Origin of the sequence: Dehalobacter sp. CP, from assembly GCF_047652685.1 — a bacterium.
GTDB lineage: Bacteria > Bacillota > Desulfitobacteriia > Desulfitobacteriales > Syntrophobotulaceae > Dehalobacter.
This window is the reverse complement of record NZ_CP157399.1, coordinates 2058520-2081912: the sequence shown is the minus strand read 5'-3', so window position 1 is coordinate 2081912 and position 23393 is coordinate 2058520. Positions and strand designations below refer to the sequence as shown.

18 protein-coding genes and 1 tRNA gene are annotated in these 23393 nt (G+C 46.0%); 17 read left to right on the top strand and 2 right to left on the bottom strand.

From position 1 onward, the window contains the following. Positions 1–236: 236 nt before the first annotated feature. The 10 genes from AAH944_RS10290 (at position 237) to AAH944_RS10245 (ending at position 9476) form a co-directional block, all read left to right on the top strand. Complete coding sequence (locus AAH944_RS10290; protein WP_415534831.1) at positions 237–1124, top strand: cation diffusion facilitator family transporter; 888 nt, start codon at positions 237–239, stop codon at positions 1122–1124. A 292-nt stretch (positions 1125–1416) separates the two neighbouring features. After that, on the top strand, positions 1417–2046 hold the full coding sequence (locus AAH944_RS10285) for a site-2 protease family protein (RefSeq protein WP_415534830.1): 630 nt from the start codon (positions 1417–1419) through the stop codon (positions 2044–2046). A gap of 168 nt (positions 2047–2214) precedes the next feature. Next, positions 2215–2291 (top strand) — tRNA-Val (locus tag AAH944_RS10280). 242 nt (positions 2292–2533) lie between these two features. Beyond that, positions 2534–2725 (top strand): hypothetical protein, encoded by a 192-nt coding sequence (locus AAH944_RS10275; protein ID WP_415534829.1) that lies wholly within the window; start codon positions 2534–2536, stop codon positions 2723–2725. Between the two features lie 179 nt (positions 2726–2904). Further along, positions 2905–3435 (top strand): DUF2284 domain-containing protein, encoded by a 531-nt coding sequence (locus tag AAH944_RS10270; protein ID WP_415534828.1) that lies wholly within the window; start codon positions 2905–2907, stop codon positions 3433–3435. 192 nt (positions 3436–3627) lie between these two features. Beyond that, positions 3628–4377 carry an ABC transporter ATP-binding protein gene (locus tag AAH944_RS10265; RefSeq protein ID WP_415534827.1) on the top strand — a complete coding sequence of 250 codons (750 nt, stop codon included), beginning with the start codon at positions 3628–3630 and terminating at the stop codon, positions 4375–4377. Further along, positions 4371–5288 carry a SufB/SufD family protein gene (locus AAH944_RS10260; protein WP_415534826.1) on the top strand — a complete coding sequence of 306 codons (918 nt, stop codon included), beginning with the start codon at positions 4371–4373 and terminating at the stop codon, positions 5286–5288. The genes AAH944_RS10265 and AAH944_RS10260 overlap by 7 nt, the downstream gene beginning before the upstream one ends. A gap of 415 nt (positions 5289–5703) precedes the next feature. Next, the gene (abc-f, locus tag AAH944_RS10255) at positions 5704–7182 is read left to right on the top strand and encodes a ribosomal protection-like ABC-F family protein (RefSeq protein WP_415537849.1); all 1479 of its coding nucleotides are present in this window, start codon (positions 5704–5706) and stop codon (positions 7180–7182) included. 105 nt (positions 7183–7287) lie between these two features. After that, a complete protein-coding gene (locus AAH944_RS10250; RefSeq protein ID WP_415534825.1) occupies positions 7288–7647 on the top strand; it encodes a BlaI/MecI/CopY family transcriptional regulator in 360 nt (119 codons plus the stop codon). Further along, complete coding sequence (locus AAH944_RS10245; protein WP_415534824.1) at positions 7644–9476, top strand: M56 family metallopeptidase; 1833 nt, start codon at positions 7644–7646, stop codon at positions 9474–9476. The genes AAH944_RS10250 and AAH944_RS10245 overlap by 4 nt, the downstream gene beginning before the upstream one ends. Positions 9477–9623: 147 nt before the next feature. Here the strand turns inward: AAH944_RS10245 and AAH944_RS10240 are convergent, their stop codons facing one another. After that, positions 9624–9824, bottom strand: coding sequence for a hypothetical protein (locus AAH944_RS10240; RefSeq protein ID WP_415534823.1), 201 nt, complete (start codon positions 9822–9824; stop codon positions 9624–9626). A gap of 180 nt (positions 9825–10004) precedes the next feature. Here AAH944_RS10240 and recQ point away from each other — a divergent pair, with 180 nt between their 5' ends. The 4 genes from recQ to AAH944_RS10220 are packed head-to-tail and all read left to right on the top strand — an operon-like array spanning position 10005 to position 19918. Next, entirely contained in the window at positions 10005–11795 is a 1791-nt protein-coding gene (gene recQ / locus AAH944_RS10235) for a DNA helicase RecQ (RefSeq protein ID WP_415534822.1), read from the top strand. Then, entirely contained in the window at positions 11779–12231 is a 453-nt protein-coding gene (locus AAH944_RS10230; RefSeq protein ID WP_415534821.1) for a YaiI/YqxD family protein, read from the top strand. Before recQ ends, AAH944_RS10230 begins: the two co-directional genes overlap by 17 nt. Positions 12232–12279: 48 nt before the next feature. Then, entirely contained in the window at positions 12280–15843 is a 3564-nt protein-coding gene (locus AAH944_RS10225; RefSeq protein WP_415534820.1) for a PD-(D/E)XK nuclease family protein, read from the top strand. After that, positions 15836–19918: a UvrD-helicase domain-containing protein gene (locus tag AAH944_RS10220; RefSeq protein WP_415534819.1), complete on the top strand. Its 4083-nt coding sequence runs from the start codon at positions 15836–15838 to the stop codon at positions 19916–19918. Before AAH944_RS10225 ends, AAH944_RS10220 begins: the two co-directional genes overlap by 8 nt. On the opposite strand, the gene AAH944_RS10215 is transcribed toward AAH944_RS10220, so the two are convergent. Then, positions 19882–20331, bottom strand: coding sequence for a Fur family transcriptional regulator (locus AAH944_RS10215; RefSeq protein ID WP_415534818.1), 450 nt, complete (start codon positions 20329–20331; stop codon positions 19882–19884). The two genes, AAH944_RS10220 and AAH944_RS10215, sit on opposite strands and share 37 nt — an antisense overlap. Before the next feature lie 296 nt (positions 20332–20627). Between AAH944_RS10215 and AAH944_RS10210 the strand changes: the two genes are divergently transcribed. Genes AAH944_RS10210 through AAH944_RS10200 form a run of 3 tightly spaced genes read left to right on the top strand, consistent with a single transcriptional unit; the run spans position 20628 to position 23249 of the window. Continuing rightward, a complete protein-coding gene (locus AAH944_RS10210; protein WP_415534817.1) occupies positions 20628–21602 on the top strand; it encodes a metal ABC transporter substrate-binding protein in 975 nt (324 codons plus the stop codon). Then, positions 21599–22426 (top strand): metal ABC transporter ATP-binding protein, encoded by an 828-nt coding sequence (locus tag AAH944_RS10205; protein ID WP_415534816.1) that lies wholly within the window; start codon positions 21599–21601, stop codon positions 22424–22426. The genes AAH944_RS10210 and AAH944_RS10205 overlap by 4 nt, the downstream gene beginning before the upstream one ends. Next, a complete protein-coding gene (locus tag AAH944_RS10200; protein ID WP_415534815.1) occupies positions 22407–23249 on the top strand; it encodes a metal ABC transporter permease in 843 nt (280 codons plus the stop codon). The genes AAH944_RS10205 and AAH944_RS10200 overlap by 20 nt, the downstream gene beginning before the upstream one ends. Positions 23250–23393: the final 144 nt, after the last annotated feature.

Below are 23393 nucleotides of genomic sequence, written 5' to 3'. Positions count from 1 at the left end.
TGATTTGGGTGTATAAGGCTGGGCCGGTATACGGCAGCAGGAGACAAACCCTGTGGGACTATATTTCCAACAACTATAGTTCCGCAGTTTTTTTATATAAGAAGGGGTTTCTCAATCATTTGCCTTGTCTTTTAAGAAATCTGCTCGCCATTATATGATCATTTCAGAGTCGACAAGGTACTAGGTTGAATTTTAAGAAATTGATATTTTTGGTGATTTTGGGAGGAAGAAAAGCTGTGGCTGACAGAAGAGTCAAGTTTGCATTGTTATCCATTATTTCGAATACTGCGCTGATCATATTTAAGATCATAGCGGGCATTTTGAGTGGTTCCGTCAGTATAATTTCCGAGGCGATCCACTCAAGCATGGACCTTGCCGCATCGATTGTCGCCTTTTTCTCGGTGAGACAGTCAACGAAGCCGGCGGATAAGGATCATCCCTACGGACATGGAAAGATCGAAAATATTTCGGGCCTTGTCGAAGGCCTTCTAATTTTTGTTGCAGCGGCACTGATTATTATTGAAGCTATTAAGAAAATATTTGAGCCTTCTGAGATTGAACAGGCAGCTGTTGCCATCGGAGTGATGCTGGTATCGGCGCTTGTCAATCTGGTTGTATCAAAAAAATTATATCAGGTGGGCAAAGAAGAGGAATCGATGGCCCTGGAAGCAGATGCACTTCACCTGAAAACCGATGTTTATACGTCGTTAGGCGTCGGCGTTGGAATCCTGCTGATTAAACTTACCGGACTTGCTGTACTGGACTCCGTTGTCGCGGTTATCGTGGCGTTGCTGATCATCAAAGAAGCGTTTCACTTATGCAAAACAGCCTTTAACTTTCTTCTCGACTCGAAGCTCTCTGATGAAGAAGAAGCTGAGATCGAAAAGATCATTTCTGAGCACAGTCATCAATTCAGAGATTATCACAAGCTTAAAACAAGAAAATCAGGAAATATGAAACACATCGATTTTCATATTACGATTGATCACAACGTTACCGTCAAGGAAGCGCATGATATTATCGGAACCCTGAAAAAGGACATGAGTGACAAGTTGAAAAATACCCGCGTGAATATCCATCTTGACCCTTATCAAGATCAGAAAGATAAAGAGATAGACAAATAAAACTATACGTAAAAACTGCCACAAGACAGCATGACAAATCCGTTATGAGAATTTTTTGTGACAATGGACAGATGAGAGAGAATTACAATAGTACAGGATACCTAGTATAAGGCCGGTTCGATCATCAGAAAATAAGAAACCTTCCGATTGCAGGGAGGTTTCTTGCATAAGTATCCCTTTGTCAAATCGGTCGGAATTATGTATTATTAGGATTATAGGATTTTATCCCCTTGATGTGGCGGCCTCTCAAAAGTTAAGAGAACAAAGTATGTTACCCGAAAGGAAGTAAAGCATGAATTTTGATATTGTTCAAACCCTTTATATGTTGCCCGGAATCATTATTGGTCTTACCTTTCATGAATTTGCCCACGCCCAGACCGCAGTTTGGTTTGGTGATGATACGCCCAGACTGCAGGGCAGGACGTCGCTTAACCCGTTGGTTCATCTCGATATTATTGGATTTCTGATGTTGGTTATCGCTCATTTTGGCTGGGCGAAGCCTGTTCAAGTTGACCCCCGTAATTTTAAAAACAAAAAAAGAGATGATATCCTTGTATCCCTGGCCGGACCGGTGATGAACTTGTTGCTTGCGGTATGTTTCGTGATCCTGATATGGGCCGCCGGTTATATTCCGGAAGGCGTCCTCGATAACAATACTTTAAATATTCTGCAAACGATCTTTGTTAATGCAGTCTGGATGAATGTCGTCTTGTTTGTTTTTAACCTTCTGCCAATCCCGCCGCTCGACGGTTCCCATGTTGTCTTTGGTTTGCTCGGTTTGAAAGACAGCAGTCTGTACAGCCAGATTTATCAGATGAGTACGTTTATCTTACTGATTCTGATTATTACAAATGTGATCAATATCGTAATAGGGCCGCCGATTGAGTATATCTACAAGTTTCTAATCAGTCCTTTGCTCTGATATAGATCGAGCAAGTCTCTGAGCAGACTGATCGAATGGGTCGGGGAAAGATGGGAGCAACCATTGCGGCCTAGGCCGGCAAAAAGGAATGATTGTTGCTTTTTTAGAGCTTTTAGGGTAGCATTTCCCAGATAATAGCGCTATAATAAACCATGTGCATGCCATTGTGGGTTTGTAGCTCAGCCGGTTAGAGCACCGTGTTCACATCGCGGGGGTCGTAGGTTCGAATCCTATCAAACCCACCAAAAATAATTATTCTAAATAAGACAAATTTTTTTGAGAGCATTGATACAAGCCATTTTTTGGGATTTAAACCTAGTCTATTTCCTAGTCGGAAATCCAGTCAAAACAATGAATTAGAACAAACTAAGAGAGCTATTTCCGCTCTCTTTTTATATATAAATTTCGTATTCCAGATCGCCAAATCATTATTTTTATTTACACTAAACGTGATTCATTTTATACTTAGTACAAAGGGGTGTAGGTTATGGATGAAGAATTAAAAAGTTTTTTAACAGAAATGAAAGCAGATATTAAAGAGTTAAAAACAGATATCAAAGAAATTAAAACAGAACAAAAAACCATTAAAAAAGATATATCAAGCATAGTCAAATTTTTTGATGAGGACATAACAAAAGTCAAAAACAGGATATCAGTACTAGAGAAGAAAGTAATGTGATTAAATACTTTCTTTTTTTAGATAATTTAGCTAAATGATATTGGCAGATAACCGTATAACATTATTAATCTATTGGTATCTATAAACGCTAAAATTCGGATTCGAATCCGAATGTATTCCATATGTAGGGTTCCAAGCTTCCTGCGTGCCAGAAATGAAGAAAAAAGGGGCCAAAGAAAATGGATCTAAGAGAGCGGTTGATCGAAATCTTCACAAAATTGGGATTTGACGAATACAGAGAAATCAAAGTTGATAACATTGTTTTTTCACAGGATGTATTCGATCAGTGCGCCAGAAATACCTGCGGAAATTTTGGAAAGAACCATGCCTGTCCGCCCGGAGCAGGGACGGAGGAGGAAAGAAAAGCCAGGGTCCAGAAATACGGTCAGGCTTTCATTCTCTGCAAAATTATCTCAATCCGTTCCAGAAAAGAAATGAAGGAGTCGATTGAGATTCTGGATAATCTGAACAAAGCGCTGCGGAAAGAATTCACTGCGGATGATGTTCTGATCATGGGCGCAGGTCCTTGCACATTGTGTGAGAAATGCTCGGCCCTTGAGGAAGAGCCCTGCCGCTTCCCGGATAAAAAGCAATATTCGATGGAAGGCAGCGGAATCGATGTCGTCCGGATGTCCATGGACCAGAAGATGACGTATAACGCAGGAATGGGAAAAGTCGGTTTTTTTACACTTGTGCTTTATAACCGTTAAAGAAAGCATTTGCCCTTCATGATTTTATTTGATTTTTGACGTTAATAAGTCATTAAGCACTTAAAGGATACTGGGATTTCCTTTATTTAATTTGGGATGCTATAATATCCGAAGAAATATCTATCAAGAGATAATGATGGAAGATGTTGCAAAAATTTTTAAATCGGAAAATGCTTAAAAGGTGGTATTGAGATGTTGGAATTGATAAATGTCGGCCTGACGTTAGACGATGACCAGGGAACAGATGTGGAAATCCTTGAGAACGTCAGTCTCACCCTGGATAAGAAAAAGATTTACGTCATGACAGGTCCGAACGGAGGAGGAAAATCCTCAATCGCCAAAGTGATTATGGGTATTTACCAGCCTACGGCAGGGAAAATATTATTGGACGGAACGGATATTACCCAGATGGGAATTACGGAAAGAGCACGGCTGGGTATCGGCTATGCGTTTCAGTCACCGCCCCGTTTTAAAGGAATGAAAGTCCGCGATATTTTAAAGCTGGCTGCCGGTCCGGATAAAGAGGTGAATTCCTGTGATTTGCTTTATGATGTGGGTTTATGCGCGCAGGATTATTTGGACAGGGAAATCAATGCGAGCTTTTCGGGCGGGGAATTAAAGAGAGTTGAAATTGCCAGTATTTTAGCGCGCAACCTGAAAGTGGCTGTCTTTGATGAACCGGAAGCAGGGATTGACCTGTGGAGCTTCCAGAAGCTGACCGAGACGTTCCAAAATTTAAATAAAAAGTATGACACGACGATTGTGATTATCTCTCACCAGGAGAGGATTCTCCGTCTGGCCGACCAGGTTGTTTTAGTGTCCGACGGAAAAATCAGCGAAGTGACCACCAAGGCTAAAATTCTGGGTGAAATTGAGCTGCTGGATTCCAACTGCGAATGCAGAAATAACTGTACCATTGTAGGAGGAAAAGCCCAATGTTGAATGCGATCGATAAAAAAATTCTGGCTGAAGTCGCTGATTTGCATGAAATACCTCATGGAGCCTATAATATCCGTAAAAATGGCGAGAAAGCAGGACGAAATACGACTGCAAATATTGATATTATCACCAAGCAGGACAAGCCTGGCATTGATATCATTGTGAAACCCGGAACCAAAGGAGAAAGCGTGCATATTCCGGTTATTCTGTCTGAAGGGATGGATGACCTCGTTTACAATACATTTGAAATCGGCGTCGACTCGGACGTTCTGATTGTGGCCGGCTGCGGGATTCATAACCCGGGAAGCAAGAAAGCCCAGCATGATGGCGTTCACGAATTTTTTGTCCGTAAGGGCGCCAAGATGAAGTATGTGGAAAAACACTACGGTGAAGGCGATGGCAGCGGGGAAAGGATTTTGAATCCGAAGACGATTATTGAAGTCGAAGAGGGCGGTGTGGCTGAGCTGGAAATGGTTCAGATCAGAGGTGTCGACCAGACCAAAAGGGATACGGAAGTGCGCCTGCACAAGAACGCGCGTCTGATTGTCATGGAAAGACTGCTGACTACCACCAGCCAGAATGCCGAATCCGATATTACAGTTGAGCTGATAGGAGAAGATGCTGCCGCCCAGATCATTTCCCGTTCCGTGGCGCAGGATAATTCCACTCAAGTTTTTCATTTGAATATGCGCGGCTATGCCCAATGCCGCGGACATATTCAATGTGATTCCATTATTATGGATCAAGCGAAAGTTTCTTCTATTCCGGAAATTTCGGCCTTCCATTCGGATGCTCAGCTGATCCATGAGGCGGCGATCGGCAGGATTGCAAACGATCAGCTGATCAAGCTGATGACGCTTGGTCTCACGGAAAAAGAGGCTGAAGATATGATTCTGCAGGGTTTTCTAGCCTAGTATCGAATGATAGGGTTATCTGATATAATACTAAGGTTAAGTAATGTATTAATAGGTTGATTTGGAATTTTTGTTAATAGATAAATTTGATCGGAGATGGGAAGATGCGCAAACTTTCTTGCTAAATGTGAAGTGAAAAGAGCGTTACGGAGTAAGCAGCAAGTGCTGCTGGCCTTGTGACGCCCACGGATGGGCTCATGCCGCGGTGCCAAGGATGGCAAGGAGCAGTAAGCCCACGGAGCAAGAAAGTTACAATCTTTTAAAGTAATCAAAGATCACATTGGACCGACAGCGTTTTGGAATGTGCATCATGTTAACATTTTTTCTGCACATCAACTGTGTTCAAGGATATTTTGAAGCTGCAAGAATAAACTTTCTTGCAGCCTTATTATTTTTACACTGTGAGGTGATCGCGATGGCGTTGATTAACATCGACCATTTAACGTTTTGCTATGACGGCAGTTATGACAATATTTTTGAAAATGTATCTTTTCAGATCGATACGGACTGGAAACTTGGGTTCACTGGCCGGAACGGGCGCGGTAAAACAACCTTTTTGCAGCTGCTGTGCGGGAAATACGAGTACCGTGGAACAATTGAATCCCCCGTGTCTTTTGATTATTTTCCTTTTCAGGTTACCGATCCCAGTCAAAATGTCATTGAGGTAGTGGCAAGTATCTGCCCTGCTTTTGAACATTGGGAACTTCAGAAAGAATTGTCATTGCTCGAAGTTGCAGAGGATGTCCTGGAGCTGCCTTTTGCAGCCTTAAGCCAAGGGGAGCAGACCAAGGTTTTGCTTGCGGCACTGTTTATTAAACCCCACAACTTTCTTTTGATCGATGAACCGACCAATCATCTGGACATAGAGGGCAGGCGCGTTGTCGGGAAATATCTGAACAGGAAAACCGGCTTTATCCTGGTTTCGCATGACAGGTTTTTTCTGGACCGTTGTATCGACCATATCCTGACCATCAATAAAACCAATATTGAACTTCAAAAAGGCAATTTTTCAACGTGGTGGGTCAATAAAGAGAGAACGGATTCGTTTGAAACAGCAGAGAATGACAGGCTGCAGAAAGAGATCAAACAATTATCGGCAGCAGCCAGGCGGACGGCCGGCTGGTCGGATAAAATTGAGAAGACCAAGAAGGGAACGCTGAACTCCGGCATCAAGCCGGATAAAGGCTATATCGGCCACCAGGCGGCAAAAATGATGAAACGATCCAAAGTGATCGAAGCTCGGCAGCAAAAGAACATCCAGACGAAAGAAAAACTTTTAAAAAATATCGAGCTGGCCGACAGCCTGAGTATGAGACCTCTTTCACACCCGAAAAATACACTTGTGGAATTACGTGACCTGGCAATCTATTATGCGGACAGGAAGGTCTGCGAGAATGTTCATTTTACTGTAGAGAGAGGAGAGCGGGTGGCCTTAAGTGGCAGGAATGGCAGCGGCAAATCCAGTGTTTTAAAGCTGCTGATTGGAGAAGATCTTGCCTCCAGCGGCAAGGTCAATATTGGAAGTAATCTAAGAATCTCCTATATTTCGCAGGATACCGCTTACTTGCAGGGCAGTCTGCGCAGTTTTGCGGAGCAGTACCAGATTGAGGAAAGCCGTTTTCTGACCATTCTGCACAAGCTCGATTTCTCAGGCGTTCAGTTCGAAAAAGATATGCGTATGTTCAGCGCAGGGCAGAAGAAAAAGGTGCTCCTGGCCAAAAGTCTCTGCGAGCAGGCCCATCTGTATATCTGGGATGAGCCGCTGAACTATATTGACGTTCTGTCCCGGATGCAGATTGAGGACCTCATTGTAAGATGCCGGCCAACCCTGCTGTTTGTGGAGCATGACAGTGCGTTTGTGCAATCAGTGGCAACAAAATATATCAGGCTTTGATCGGTTGCCCTCGAAAAAATTTTTACCGCAGATTTTCTGTTGACAAATAAGGTCTATTAGAATAGACTTACAAGTAGGTCTATTAAGATAAACCTTGGGGGTATCATGGAAAACTATAAATTATTTGATGCGGAGTATAGATTTGTCAGTATCGTCTGGGAAAAAGAACCGGTGAATTCGACTGAGCTTGCACGGCTTTCTTTGGAAAGACTGGGCTGGAAGAAGTCAACCACTTACACGGTTTTGCGAAAACTATGTGAACGGGGCATTTTAAACAATGCTGATGCAGTGGTCACTTCACTTGTTAAAAAGGAAGAAGTGCAGAAATATGAAAGCCAATCTTTGATCGAAAAAAACTTTGACGGTTCTCTGCCGCAATTTTTAACAGCATTCCTCGATCGGAAGACGCTCACAGCCAAGGAAGCTGAAGAACTGAAACGAATTATTGAGGAGGCGATACAATGAACAGCTTGATGACAGTTTTCAGCACTGTTGTCGATATGAGCATGACAGCTTCCTATGTGGCTCTCGGTGTGATCCTGATTCGACTGCTTCTGAAAAGGGCACCGAAAGTCTTTTCTTATCTGTTGTGGCTGGCGGTTTTTTTCAGACTGACCTGTCCTGGTTCATTTACCTCGGTTTTTAGTTTCCTAAACGTTGTCAAACCCGCCATGCAGCCTGATGCTTTGCCTGAGACGCTGGTGATGACAGGCCTTGAGAACATAAATTATGCAATAAACGGTACAGTAAACAGCTCAGTTGGCAGTACGCTGCCTCTGGTCGCAGCAATGGGTGTAAGTCCGCTTTCTATGCTGATGTTGCTTGGCAGTATGGTCTGGATGGCCGGAGTTATGGTGCTGCTGATTTGGAATATTCTTTCCTATTTTAAAATTGCAGGAAAGATAAAAACGGCTACGCTGCTGGATGCTTCTTTATCGCATATTTATGAGACAGATCAAATCAGCACACCGTTTGTTTTTGGCTTTAGGAGACCGAGAATTTATTTGCCTGCAGGCATTTCGTCCCGGGAATTACCCTATGTACTGGCGCATGAAACGGTACATATTCAGAGAAGTGATTATCTGATCAAACCGGCGGCATTTTTGGTTCTGATCATCCATTGGTTTAATCCGTTGATGTGGCTCTGCTTTACGCTGATGGTTAAGGACATGGAAATGTCCTGCGATGAAACGGTTATCAGAAACAAGGGGCAAGGGATCAAAGCGGATTATGCCAATTCCCTGCTGGCGTTGGCAGTTCAGAAGAACAACTTCTGGCAGGCTACCCCTTTAGCTTTCGGTGAAAACAATATTAAAGAGAGAATAAAAAATGTGATCCATTACAGAAAGCCTCGTTTTTGGGTTGGCACGGCTATAATGATCGTGATCGCGGCGTTGATGATTGGATTCATAGCAAACCCGATAAATGGGGCGGCTACAGGGCAGAAAACGTACTCAGGCTACGCGGTCGATAAATTACTGGCCAACAAAACACCGTATGTAGGCAATGCGAGCAAGGTTATCGCGCTGATTGACGCGATGCCTTTGCCAGAAGGGGTTGTCCGGGATAAAGTCGAGTTGCAGACGTCCGCTGAGCCATATGGCATAACCATTAATTATCGGATTAATAACGCTTCGGCGATTACGGCAGAAGACGGAATCATCGGAAATGTGTTTGATCGCAATGCCATTTTGCTCTTTGCTTTGGTGGATAACGTCCAAATCATTAACATTCGATTTGCCGACAGTACTGGGCAATTGGAAGGGTATAGCTGGTCAAAGTCAAGGAGCCGGATTGAGCAGATCATGCAAGGAGATGTACGTCTTTATTCCGACAATATCGGAAAGCTGAAGGTACTGATTGACCGCTTGAACAGTATCTATGCCAGTTATGGATATACAGATGGGAATATAGTAGCCAATAATGCGGATCAGGTTAAAAATTGTCTGGAGAAGATCATGACATCACCAATGGATTCCTCAAATCCCTATGATTATTTGAATGCGCATCCGGCAGAGGTTGAAACAATTATTGCCATGGATGAAAAAACGCTGCCTTACCTATTCTCCGAATTTGCAAAAGGCGGGCAGACAGGCTTAAAGGGAAACTTGATGGAGATCCTATGCCGAAAGATCCTCGGCAGTGAGGATATCAAATATCTCAGTACAAATCATCAGGACTGGTATGATACCTATAAGAAACATATCCAGGAGATAACAGACAAAAATAGTTTGGTCTGGGTGCATGATCATTATCCGAAAGGTGTACTTATTTTGGGGGGAGAACAGAATTAACTAATTTTGGTCTTGTTCCAAACAACCTTTTCTTTAGAAAAGGGATGATGCTCATTTATATATTCAGAATGGGACAACCTACATTGAAAATTTGCCGTTTTTGAAATCTACTATACTAGTGTAGTAAACTTCAAAAACGGCAAATTTTCAAGATATCCATCCAAACGAATACCACAAAAAAACCACCGGATCGAAGTGCTCGAACGCAGTGGTTTTTTTGTGTTTAGCTTTGCGGTTGTAAGGGTTCAGATCTTTAGCACCGGCACCTTTCTTGGGTCGGATGACTTGCGTGCCCATTTTAACCTTGAAGAAAGCACGCGGGAATTTGGTTTTTGGTTTTTTCTTCACAGAAGCACCTCCAGAAAATAATTACTGCAACGATATCAACGATATGAAGAATTGTAACAAAAATCCTGAAATTAATAAAGGAAATGACTTTTTTCCGGCGAACTCTAATACATAAAATCAGCCATAGATTCTGCTCTATGGTTATTTTTCTATAATCCCGACGGATGGGAGATATTCGATATGATTGCGAAAGCAAAAGAAGCCCTGCTCAAGTATTTCGGTTATCGGGAATTCAGAGGAGGGCAGGAACAAGTCATTGAAAGCCTGCTTCAGAGGCAGGATACGTTAGCCATTATGCCTACAGGGGCAGGCAAATCGATTGCGTACCAAATTCCGGCGGTTTTGTTTGAAGGGGTTACGCTGGTTATTTCTCCTTTGATCTCTCTAATGAAAGATCAGGTGGACAGTCTCGGCCAAACCGGCATTCCGGCTACGTTTATCAACAGCTCTATTTCTCCGAAAGAGACCTGGTCGCGCATTGACAGGATGCAGCGGGGAGAGTATAAACTGGTCTATCTAGCTCCGGAGCGTCTGGAATCGGAAGAGTTCCTTGCCAGGCTGAAGGGACTGCCAATCCATTTTGTGGCTGTAGACGAAGCGCACTGTGTTTCCCAGTGGGGCCATGACTTTCGCCCGAGCTATTTGCGGATCAGCAAGTTTCTTCAATCCCTGCCCGCAAGGCCTTTGGTCGGGGCTTTTACGGCTACGGCCACCGAGGAAGTCAGGCAGGATATTATCCGCATGCTGGGCCTTAGGAAACCCAATTGCTTTATCACGGGATTTGACAGGCCGAACCTGAAGTTTTCAGTTCTTCGCGGTGAAAACAAGAAGATATTTGTTCAGAATCGTCTGAAAAATAACCGCGATGATTCAGGAATTATCTATGCCGCAACGCGCAAAGATGTCGACAGACTCTATAAATTGCTGAAAGGACAGGGATTCTCAGTCGGCTGTTACCATGCCGGTTTGCCCGATCAGGAACGAAAGCGCAATCAGGAAAAGTTTATCTATGACGAGATTGCTGTGATGGTGGCAACAAACGCTTTCGGCATGGGAATCGATAAATCCAATGTCCGGTTTGTGATCCATTACAACATGCCCAAAAACATTGAATCCTATTATCAGGAAGCTGGTAGGGCGGGCCGTGACGGTGAGCCGGCAGAGTGTTTTTTGCTTTTTGGTCCCCAGGACGTGCAGATTCAGAAAATGATGATTGAAGAAACCATATTTCAGGAACAGCGTGTGGCCAATGAGTATAAAAAACTGCAGGCCATGGTCGATTACTGCCATACATCGAGATGTTTAAGGCAGACCATTCTGGAGTATTTCGGAGAAACAGAAAGTCCGGATAAATGCCGGAACTGCAGCAACTGTGACGATGACCGGAAAAAGGTTGATGTAACTCTGGATGCCCAAAAAATCCTGTCCTGTGTTTACCGGATGAAGGAACGTTTTGGTTCGGCGTTGGTAGCCGAGGTACTCAAAGGCTCCCAGAACAAAAAAGTTCTGCAGTTTGGGCTGGACAGACTATCTACCCATGGGATCATGAAGGACACACCACTGCAGGAGATTAAGGACAGGATCAGTTTCCTGGCAGCCGAAGGTTATCTTATGGTTGCAGGCGGTCAGTATCCGGTAGTGAAGCTTGCGCCGAAAGCGACGGCTGTGCTTAAGAGTGAGGAAAAAGTGTATCAGATTCAGGTGCAGCGGGAAGAAGTATCGCTCACCGCCGCTGAACAAATATTTGAAAGACTGCGGGCCTTGCGCAAACAGATTGCCCAGCAGGAGGGATTACCTCCGTACATGATTTTTCCGGACAGCACGCTCAGGGAAATGGCCAAAAACTGTCCGCAGGACAGAAATGCGCTGATCCGGGTAAATGGCGTTGGCGAAAGGAAACTGCAGAAATACGGGGATTTATTTTTAACCGAGATCAAGGAGGCCCTGCAAGGACATGAAAATATTGGTTGACGCGGATGCCTGTCCGGTGAAGGAGCTCATTGTGAGCTGCGCGAAACAATTTGAACTTCCGGTCATCATGATCATCGATACTTCCCATGAACTGAAGGACGACTACAGTACGGTGATCACCGTGGACCAGGACCGGGACAGTGTGGATTTTGCACTGATGAAGCGGTTGGACAGGGAGGATATTGTTGTCACGCAGGATTACGGACTAGCGGCGCTTGTTCTGGGGAAAGGCGCCAGGGCCATTAATCAAAATGGTCTTATTTATACCGACAACAATATTGAACGCCTCCTTTTTGAACGTCACGTCGGACAAAAGGTACGGCGCGGGGGAGGAAGAACCACCCATGTTAAGAAAAGAACCAAAGAAGACAATGAACGGTTTCAAGCGGCTTTTATTAGGCTAATTGAAGAAACCAAAGACCGTACGTCTGAATAATAAATACACTGTTTTAGTTGGATAATTCTCAGAGGAACGGAGAACAGGATGAGTCTTAGGTTTATTTACGGACGGTCCGGCAGCGGCAAGTCCACCTATTGCCTGAATGAAATAAAGGAACGCGTCAAAAACGGAGCGGATCATCCTTTGGTGCTGCTTGTGCCGGAACAGTATACGCTGCAGGCGGAGAGGGACTTGATTAATGTGCTGAAGACCGGCGGGATTCTAAAGACGGAAGTATTAAGTTTCCGCCGCCTGGCATTCAGGGTATTTAACGAGGCGGGCGGAATCACGTACCCGCATATCCACCCGGCAGGCAAGAGCATGTTGATCTACCGTGTCCTTACGCAGATTAAAGACGAACTGAAGGTCTATACGAGATCAGCCGACCGCAAAGGGTTTGTCAGTTCGCTTTCAGGGCTAATCACAGAGCTGAAACGGTATAATGTTACGCCGGAAGATCTGCAGAACGTCATTGCCGATATGGCGGACCAGCCGCTCAGGGACAAACTGGCTGAACTGAATGCCGTCTATTCCGGGTTCGAGGAACTGATCCGGCAAAGATATCGGGATAGTGACGATGATCTTACCCTGGCGGCAGCCAAGCTGGAATCCACAAACATTTTTGACGGCGCAGAAATCTGGGTTGATGGTTTTGCCGGATTTACACGACAGGAATACAAAGTCATCACAAGGCTGCTGCTTAAGGTGAACAGGGTGAACATTTGTCTGTGTACGGACTGTCTTGATGAAGAAGGTCTGATGGAAACCGATGTATTCTCTGAAGTCAAAGGCGTGTACCGTAAGTTCAAGAAAATCTGCCAGGAGGCGGGCTTGGAGATTGAGCCGTCGGTTCATTTGGCGGAAGTTCCTCTGCCCAGGTTTCGCTGCAGTACGGAGTTGTCCCACCTCGAACGGTATTATGATGCCTATCCGTACCGGGTATATCCAGAAGCAACCAGGGATATCTCCCTGCATGCTTCGGTGAATATCTATGCGGAGATTGAAGCTGCAGCGGCAGACATCGTCAGGCTTTGCCGGGATCGAGGGCTCAGATACAGAGATATCGCCGTAGTCACCGGAAATCTGGACGGCTACCGGAGTTTCCTGGAAACTGTTTTTGCTGAGTATGAAATTCCATATTTTTTGGACAGTAAGACCGAGATCACAGATCAGCCGCTGGTCAGAATGATTCTGGCGATGCTCGATATTTTTAACGACCACTGGTCTTATGAAGCGGTATTTGCGTATCTGAAAACCGGATTGACCGGTCTGGACAGGGAGCGTATGGACCGCATCGAAAATTATGTACTGGCCTGCGGAGTCCGCGGAAGCCGCTGGACGAAAAATGAAGACTGGTCGATGCGTCCAGGCTTACTGCCGGAAGAAAATGACCGGTCTCAAGATGTGGAAAAGGCCGAAACGGAGCTGAAGGAGATCAATCAGACCAGACGCGAGATTGTAGCCCCGCTTCTTCAATTCCGCGCCAAAACCAAGAACAGAAAAAAGGCTTCGGAAATTTGCGAAGCCCTGTATGATTTTCTTGGCGGGATAGGCGTCCCGGCCAGGTTGGAAAGGATCATGGAAGAATTCAGGCGGCAGGGTATGCTGAGTCTGGCCAATGAATACGGCCAGGTCTGGAATATCCTGATGAACGTCCTGGATCAGACCGTGGAGACTATGGGCGAGGAGCCTTTGAGTTTGGAAAGCTTTACGGACACCCTGAAAATCGGCTTTGCCGAATACCGGATCGGGTTGATACCGGCTTCGCTGGATCAAGTTCTGATCGGCAGCATCGAGAGGTTCCGAAGCCATCAGATCAAAGCACTTTTTATTTTAGGGGTCAATGACGGGGTGTTCCCTTCCACTGCGCAGACGGAAGGTATCCTGGCCGATGCGGACCGTGCCGCGCTGAATACGGTTGGGATTGAACTGGCTAATGATACCCGCACGCAGGCCTTTCAGGCCCAGTATCTGATTTACCGGTCTTTAACGACCGCATCTGCTTATCTTCGCCTGAGCTGGCCGATCGCCGACCAGGAAGGCCGAAGCTTGCGGCCTTCGTTGGTGATTTACCGGCTGAGGAAGCTGTTCCCGGAAATTTTGGAAAACAGCACGCTGATTCCAGCGCTATCCAGGTTTGCTGCTGGTAAAGAAAATGCTGAGACGGAGAATATAGGGACAGAGAATACAGAGACGAAGAATACAGAAGTGGTGAATGCCGGCACAGAAAATACCTGGCTAGAAAGTGCTGAATTGGAACAGCTGACCGGAAAATCTCCTTCTTTCAAACAAATGGTTGCAGCTTTCCGCCGCAAGGCAGAAGGGCTGGAAATCAACGGCTGGTGGCGGGATGTCTATCGCTGGTACAATGGGCTGGAAGAATGGAAACCGCGCTGTGAGGCACTTCAGACAGCATTCTCAGCCAGAAATATTGCCGAGCCGGTCAGCTCAGCAAAAATAACGGCATTGTATGGCGCATCGGCTCATGCCAGTGCATCGAGGCTCGAAAAATATGCGTCCTGTCAGTTTGCATTTTATCTTCAATATGGACTTGAAGCCAAAGAGAGAAAGATTTATCAGTTCAGTCCGCCGGATGTCGGGACGTTTATGCATGCCGTTCTCGAAAGATTTTCGCTGGAGGCGGCGCAGCAGCAAATCTCTTGGCGAGAGATGGAAAGACCGTGGTGCCGGGAGAAAGTCTCGGAGATTGTGGATGAAATGCTTCGAAAAATGCAGGGGTCCGGCCTCACGTCCTCCCAACGGTATACTTCACTTGCCTTGAGACTGAAAAGGGTCATCACGCGTGCGGTCTGGATGATTGCGGAGCACCTCAAGCGCAGTGGCTTTGAGCCGTTGGGTTATGAGCTTGGATTTGGCGAGCGGGAAAAGTTCCCGCCGATTGTGATTGAACTTGATTCAGGCCGGAAGGTGTCTTTAAGCGGAAGGATTGACAGGGTCGATGCGTTGGAAGCTGAAGAAGGGACCTACCTCAGAATCGTGGATTATAAATCTGGGAGCAAGGATTTCAAACTGGCCGACGTTTATTACGGACTGCAGATCCAGTTATTCACGTATCTCGATGCCCTCTGGCAGAACAGTGGGCTGGAGACGGAAAAACCAGTCCTGCCGGGAGGCATCCTGTATTTCCGGATCGATGATCCTATCGTCAGAGCTGATGGCAGGCTTACGGAGGAAGAGATCGAGCTGGACATTATGAAACAACTGAAAATGAAGGGCCTGCTGCTCGCGGATGTCAAATTGATTAAGGAAATGGACCGGACCATCGACGGCACTTCGCTAATTATTCCGGCTAGGATCAATAAGGGAGACCTTCTGGGCAAATCCTCGGCAGCTACCCTGGAACAATTTGAAATCCTCAGAAAATATGTCCGAAACCTTCTGAAAGACTTATGTGAGGAAATGATGGGCGGCAGTGTTTCGATCACGCCGTACAAGAAAAAGCGGATAACCTCGTGTACCTACTGCTGCTACGCAGCAGTCTGCCAATTTGATCCGGCCAGAAAGGAAAATAGCTTCCGGTTGCTGACCGCCCACGGAGATGAGGAAATCTGGAACCATATCATGAAGGCGGAACAAAATCATGACTGATCAGACGAAATGGACGAATGAACAATGGGAAGCAATTACAGCCAAGGACTGCAACCTGCTGGTTGCAGCGGCTGCCGGGGCCGGTAAGACGGCCGTACTCGTGGAGCGGATCATCCAAAGAATTACGGATAACGATGACCCTGTGGACATTGACCGGCTGCTCGTGGTGACGTTTACCAATGCAGCTGCGGCAGAGATGAGGGAAAGGATTGCCGAAGCTCTCGCTGTAGTATTGGAAAGCAACCCGGGGTCTTCCAATATGCAAAAACAGCTGACGCTGTTGAGCAAAGCCAGTATTACAACCATTCACTCGTTTTGTCTTGAGGTCATCCGTAGTAACTTCCAGGCCATAAATATTGATCCGTCTTTCCGGATTGCCGATGAGACGGAAACGATGCTGATGAAAATGGAAGTACTCAATGACCTGTTTGATGAAATGTATGAAGAGAATGCCGAGAATCACGATTTTCTTGAACTATTAGAGTGTTATGGCGGTAACAGGGACGATCAGGCCTTACAGGACATGGTGCTGAATCTGCATACGTTTATACAAAGCAGTCCCTGGCCGGAAAAATGGCTTGCGGAGATGACCGGACGTTTCGGCATGTCCGAAGGGACGGATTTCAGTCAGACCAGCTGGGGAAAAATCCTGCTTAAAAGTATCGGACTTGAAATTGAGGGACTGATACAGAATATGCAGGCCGCAGTTGCGCTTCTGCAGCCTGGTACAGGACTGGATAAATACCGTCCTATCTTCGAGGAAGAATACTGCTTTCTGCAGCATATCCGGGAGCTTTGTCTGGAAGAGCGTAATGCCAGGTGGGATGACCTTGCCCAAACAGTCCGGAACTACCCGTTTCAAAGACTGCCGTCAGCCGGCAAAGATGCGGATAAAGCTGTTCAAGAGCAGGTCAAAGAAATCCGGGATCAGGTCAAAAAGAAGATTGGTAAACTGAAAGAACGGGCCCTGGCAGCTGATTCGGCAGATATCAGAGCAGATTTGCAGACCCTCCGGCCGCTGATGCAGTGTCTAAGCAGACTGGTTGTTGAATTTGAACGCAGATATGCGCTGAAAAAGAATGGCAAGTCTCTGGTGGATTTTAATGACCTGGAACATTTTTGCCTCGAAATTCTGACGGTGCAGGATGAAACGGGAGCGTATGTGCCGTCTGAAGCAGCCAAACGCTATCAGGAACGTTTCGCGGAAGTTCTGGTCGATGAGTACCAGGACAGCAATCTGGTCCAGGAGATTTTGCTTCAGATGATTTCCCGCACAGGATCAGCCAGACCGAATGTCTTTATGGTCGGAGATGTCAAACAGAGTATTTACAGATTCAGACAGGCTAAACCGGAACTGTTTCTGGAGAAGTATCACAGTTACTCTCCGGAACAAGGCGCCAGCCATCGAAAAATTTGCCTGTATAAGAATTTCCGCAGCCGCCGGGAAGTGGTTGATGCTGTTAACTACATTTTCAGGCAGATCATGTCGGTGCAGGTCGGGGAACTGGACTACAATCTCAACGAGGCTTTGAATTCAGGGGCCGTCTTTGCCGAAAATGACCAGGAACAGCTGACGGTTGGCGGATCCGTAGAATTTCATCTTATTCAAACAGGCGATCCGGAACGGCTGGACCAGGGAAACGGATTCTCTGACAGTTCAGGTCTGGAAGAACAGGAATTGACGGAGTCTGCGGACACCTCAAATAGCCTCTCTGATGAAACGGAACAGATTGACCCGGATATGCTGGATGCGATCCAGTGTGAAGCCCGCTTTACGGTCAGAAGGATACAGGAACTGTTTCATCCGAATGAAAAGGGCAGGAGGACGGCCGTTTATGATAAAGAAAGCAAAACATACCGGGAGCTGCGCTGCAGCGACATTGTCATTCTTCTCCGGACCACCCGGAATTGGTCCGAGGTATTCACAGAGGAACTGACGGCGGCGGGCATCCCTGCCTTTGCTGATACCGGTACAGGATTTTTCAAGTCTTCCGAGGTACAGGTGATCCTGTCACTGCTCCAGATCATTGATAATCCGTTGCAGGATATTCCGTTATTGGCCGTTCTGAGATCGCCGCTGGCCGCTTTCTCATCTGATGAACTCGCCGGGCTGCGGCTTAGCAGACGGCATGTGCCGATCTATGAGGCGCTTAAACAGTTGGTGGAAGAGACGGCAGAAGAGGATACTCCTGAACCGGAGAACGGAAAGCCTGATAACGAATTACAGAGCAGTAAGCCGGAAATCAAATTTCAGGACCAACTCGCGGACGGAAAATCTGAGATAGAAAAAATGAATAACGAAATACCTGAAAAAGAAACGCTGAGAAAGAAAGCAGCAATGTTCCTGAGCAAACTTCACAGATGGCGGGACACCGCTCAATATCTGTCTGCAGACAGGCTGCTCTGGCGGCTTTATACCGAGACCGGATATTATGGGATTGTCGGAGCGATGCCTGGGGGCGTGCAGCGTCAGGCCAATCTCCGAATTCTATTTGAACGGGCCAGACAATATGAGGAAACGAGCTTTAAAGGGTTGTTCAATTTTATTAATTTCATTGACAAGCTAAAAAGCAACCAGGGTGATTTTGGCAGTGCCAAAATTCTTGGGGAAAATGATAATGTCGTTCGGATCATGAGTATTCATAAAAGCAAAGGGCTGGAATTCCCCGTCGTCATTTTGGCCGGATGCGGCAAGAAATTTAACTTTCAGGATTTGAACAGGAGTATTTTATTTCACCAGGAGCTTGGGCTCGGTCCTGACGTTGCGGATCCAAGGCTCAGGATAGCGTATCCGTCGGTTCCTAAATATGCAATTCGGGAACAAATCAGGATGGAGACCTTATCGGAAGAAATGCGGATTCTCTATGTGGCCTTGACCAGAGCCAGGGAAAAGCTGATTATCTCCGGAGCAGTTTCCAATGCTCGGAAGGCGTTGAATAAATGGTCTAAAGCTACTGCAGGTGATCCGGAAAAGCTGCCTGCATACGAAGTATTCAAAGGAGAAAAATATCTGGACTGGATCGGGCCGGCACTCATAAAGTACCGGGGCTGCAGCACTGCCACTCGGGCCGGCTGGCTCGGGTATCCTACCGATGTAACAGAGGGAGCATCGGGAAACGGTCTGCTTGACGATCCGTCCGAATGGCAGATCCGCATGTGGACAAAAAATGAGCTTCTTGGCAGATCAGCCGTTCAGGAAAAGGAAGAAGAAACATTCATCCGATGGCTGGCTAGTTTACATCAGGAGACCGAAGATCACGGTGATACCGAAGTTAATGATGATAATAACGATAATAACGATAGTAGAGATAATCGTGATAATAACGACAGCGACAGTGATCGACTCCACCGCAGAGATGTAAAGAAAGAGATTGCGCGAAGGCTTGGCTGGGAGTATACTTTCACTGCCAGTACCCGAATTCCGCCCAAAGTCTCTGTCACCGAACTGAAGAGACGGCTGGAAGCGGAGCTTTCGGAAGAGACAGGGCTGGGGCTTGCAAACGGATCGGCTTCCCTGCCGCAGCTGATCAAAAAGCCGTTGTTTCTCGAAGAAAAGAAAGGGCTAAATGCGGCAGAAGTGGGAACGATTCTGCATTTTGTCATGCAGCACCTGGATGTTCAGCGCAATGACATTCCGAATCAGATTCAGGAAATGGTCAAAAAAGAACTGCTCACAGAGCAGCAGGCTGAAAGCGTCGATCCGGAAAAGATAATGTTTTTTCTCGAGTCCCCGCTCGGATGCAGAATGAAGGCTTCAGGCAGTGTAAACCGTGAAGTCCGCTTTAATATAGAAATACCATGCAGGGAAGTATTCTCCGACATGGCGGCAGGTGTCTGCGGGCAGGAGGTCGTCCTGTTGCAGGGCATTATTGACTGTTATTTTGAGGAAGAGGATGGGATTGTCCTGGTTGACTATAAGACGGACCAGATTCCGGAAGGCGGATCCCGCATTATTCTAGAAAGGTACCGCCAGCAGATTCTCTATTACGCCAGGGCGCTGGAAATGCTGACAGGGAAAAAAGTCAAAGAAAAGTACTTTTATCTTTTTAGCTGCGGCGAGGTCTTGCAGTCCTGACAGTAACCGTAGATTTCCAATTTGTGCTGGATCACATCGAAATCGGCCTGGTCTTTCAGGGCCTTTTCGAATTCTTTCATTGGGCAGTCCGCAATCGAGATCCGTTTGTTGCACTTCATACAAATCAGATAGTGTTTATGCTGGTCATGATTCAGTTCATATCTGGCTTTGCCATCATCAGAGATATTCGTTTTGAGAAGCAGATTGCACGACATCAGCTTTTCCAGCGTACGATAGACGGTAGAAAGGCAAATTGACGAGCTTTTATCTTTTAGAGAAATAAAAATCTCCTCAGCCGTCAGAGGTTTTTCCGCATTCTGAAGCAGGTCAAATATCAAGTTCCTATGCTTGGTATTCTTGATCCCTGCTTTTTTCATGATTTCTTTTAATGGGTCTTGCTGGTTTTCAGGCAAAGAATTCAGTCCTTTTAGTCAAGTTTTTGCTCACAACGGAACAATGCCCTCCGAATTGATCATGAGGTTGTTTTTGTCAGTCGCTCCAGAAGGTTTTTAATGATTTCAACCTTATATATCTGACTCTGACTCTATTGTAATACTTTTACACAGCTTCACAAAGCATTAATGACTTTGCAAAAAAAATATTTGGAATAATTTCTAATCAAGGGGAATAAAATGTATACTTTTGTAGTATAATCAATTTATATATTAATGCAAATGCGAATCATTTGCAAATTAGGGGAAATTAATTGATGACCGCAAAGACGGCTATGATTGATAAAACGGCAATGAATAGGACAAATAGGACCAATAGGACAAAAATGTTTTTTAAGTGGGCGAAACCTTTTTGCGCGGCTTTGCTGGCAATCATGGTAACCTTAAGCGGGTGCGGCGCGAAGGAGAGCACCGCGGTGAATACGGATGACAGTCGAGGATCGCTGAAAATTGCGACTTCGTTTTATCCGATCTATCTATTTACTTTAAACATCACGAAGGGTATCTCGAACGTGACCGTCGTCAATATGACCAAACCGACAACCGGCTGTCTCCACGATTATGCACTGACGACTGAAGATCTGAAAAGCCTGGAAGATGCCAAGGTTTTGGTGATCAACGGCGCGGGAATGGAATCATTCCTCGCTAAGGTTACAGGGCAGATGCCGGATTTGGAGATCATCGACGCCAGTGAAGGGATTACCCTGATTCAGGATGAGACAGGGAAAAATCCGCATGTGTGGCTGAGTATATCTAAAGCGATCAGACAGGTTCAAAACATTGGCGATAAGCTGGCGGCCCTTGATCCCGAAAATGCTGAAAAATATCAGGAAAATACTGCAGAATATATTGCGAAGCTCGAACAGGAAAAAAATAAAATGCACCAGGCCCTGGATGGGGTAAAGAACCGGGATATCGTGACTTTTCATGAGGCATTCCCGTACTTTGCCGAAGAATTTCATTTGAACGTGGCAGCTGTGATCGAGCGGGAGCCCGGATCAGAACCCAGCCCGAGAGAACTGACTGAAACAATCGAAAAAATCAAAGCATTAAAAGTTAAGGCTTTGTTTGCCGAGCCTCAGTATTCTGCGGATACGGCAGAGACAATCGCGAACGAAACAGGTGCCCGGGTCTATTACCTTGACCCGATCGTCACAGGCCCACTGAAAATGGATGCTTATATTGATTTGATGGATAAAAATCTGCAGACACTGCAGGAGGCCCTCCAATGAAAAATAAATGCTGCAATCATGAATTAAATGAAGAATGCGGATGCGGCTTGTGCCGCACGCGGATCAGCCACCTTGGGGTGACGCTGAATAACAAAGAAATACTGCGGGATATCAATCTTGAAATATACTGCGGTGATTTGACTGCGGTGATCGGACCAAACGGAGCTGGTAAGACAACCTTGTTTAAAGCCATCCTCGGTGAAATTCCACACATGGGAATGATTGAATTTCTTGATCCTAAAGACAATAAAAAGGGCTGTCCGGTCATCGGCTATGTCCCGCAGAAACTTGATTTTGACAACAGTTCACCGGTCACTGTGCTGGATTTGTTTACGGCGACTTACAACCGTTTTCCCGTCTGGCTCGGTTCTTCTCAAAAAACGAAAAAACGCGTTCAAAAGAATTTGACGCTTGTGCAGGCTGAACATCTCCTTAACAGAAAACTAGGTGCGCTATCCGGAGGGGAGTTGCAAAGAGTATTACTCGCGCTGGCGCTTGACCCCGTCCCAAATCTCTTGTTTCTTGATGAACCGGTGTCGGGTATCGACCAGAAAGGGTTGGAACTGTTCTATGATATTGTCTCCAGGCTGCGTCAGGACTATGACTTATCGATTATTCTTGTTTCGCACGATTTGAATCTCGTGGCCAAATATGCGGACCGCGTGATACTGCTGAATCATGCAACCATCGAATGCTGTGGAACCGCTGCTGAAGTCTTCGATAACGAGAAAGTGATTGAAACATTTGGTATGGGGTGGGCCAAAGGAAACGTTGAATCCAAAAGAAAAGAGGAAGAACAAACCAATGATCGAACAATGGTATAGACTGCTGGATGCCTTGCTTCCTCTGGCCTGGCTGGAATATGATTTTATGAAGAACGCCCTGCTGGCTGTTCTTCTGGTGACGCCCATTCTAGGTATCCTAGGCACAATGATCGTGAATAACCGGATGGCCTTTTTCTCAGATGCGTTGGGACATTCGGCGTTGACAGGCGTTGCGGCGGGAGTTGTACTCGGGATTCAAAGCCCTTTTTGGGCTTTGCTGGTTTTTTCGGTGTTGTTTGCGGTTGCGGTGATTAGTGTTAAAAATGCCAATACGGCATCGACGGATACGATCATCGGCGTATTTTCCTCAACGGCAGTTGCATTGGGTATCGTGCTCCTGTCACGCAACGGCGGCTTTAGCAAGTACTCCGTGTATTTGATCGGTGATCTGTTAAGCATAACCCCTTCAGAGCTGGGAATTTTAGCCCTGATTTTTGTGCTGGTGCTGGTGTTTTGGGCAGGCTGGTTCAACAAGCTGCTTCTGGTAAGTGTCAATCAATCCCTGGCCAAAAGCCGGGGAATTCATGTCCGCTTTTATGAATTTGTATTTGCCATCGTGATCGCCGTTGTGGTAACGTTCGCGATCCGCTGGGTAGGCATTCTGATTATCAGTTCCCTGCTTGTCCTGCCTGCAGCCGCTTCCCGGAATATCGCGGCAAATACAAGGCAGTATCATGTCTTTGCCGTGATCATCGCCTTGATTTCAGGTCTGGCAGGACTCATCCTGTCGTACTTTTGGGGAACAGCAACAGGCGCCACCATTGTTTTGGTGCTTGCGCTATTCTTTGCCGGGACATTTATCTGGAAAGTTTCAACAAGATAGGATCTACGATGACCATTCTAGTAAAAAAGTTCTTAAAGTAACCACATAGATAATGAGCTGTCTATGGCATGCAGACTTACAAACTTATAGACTTACAGACTTACATAAGTAACCTTATGATCAGTCTGGGGGACACAGTTCTGC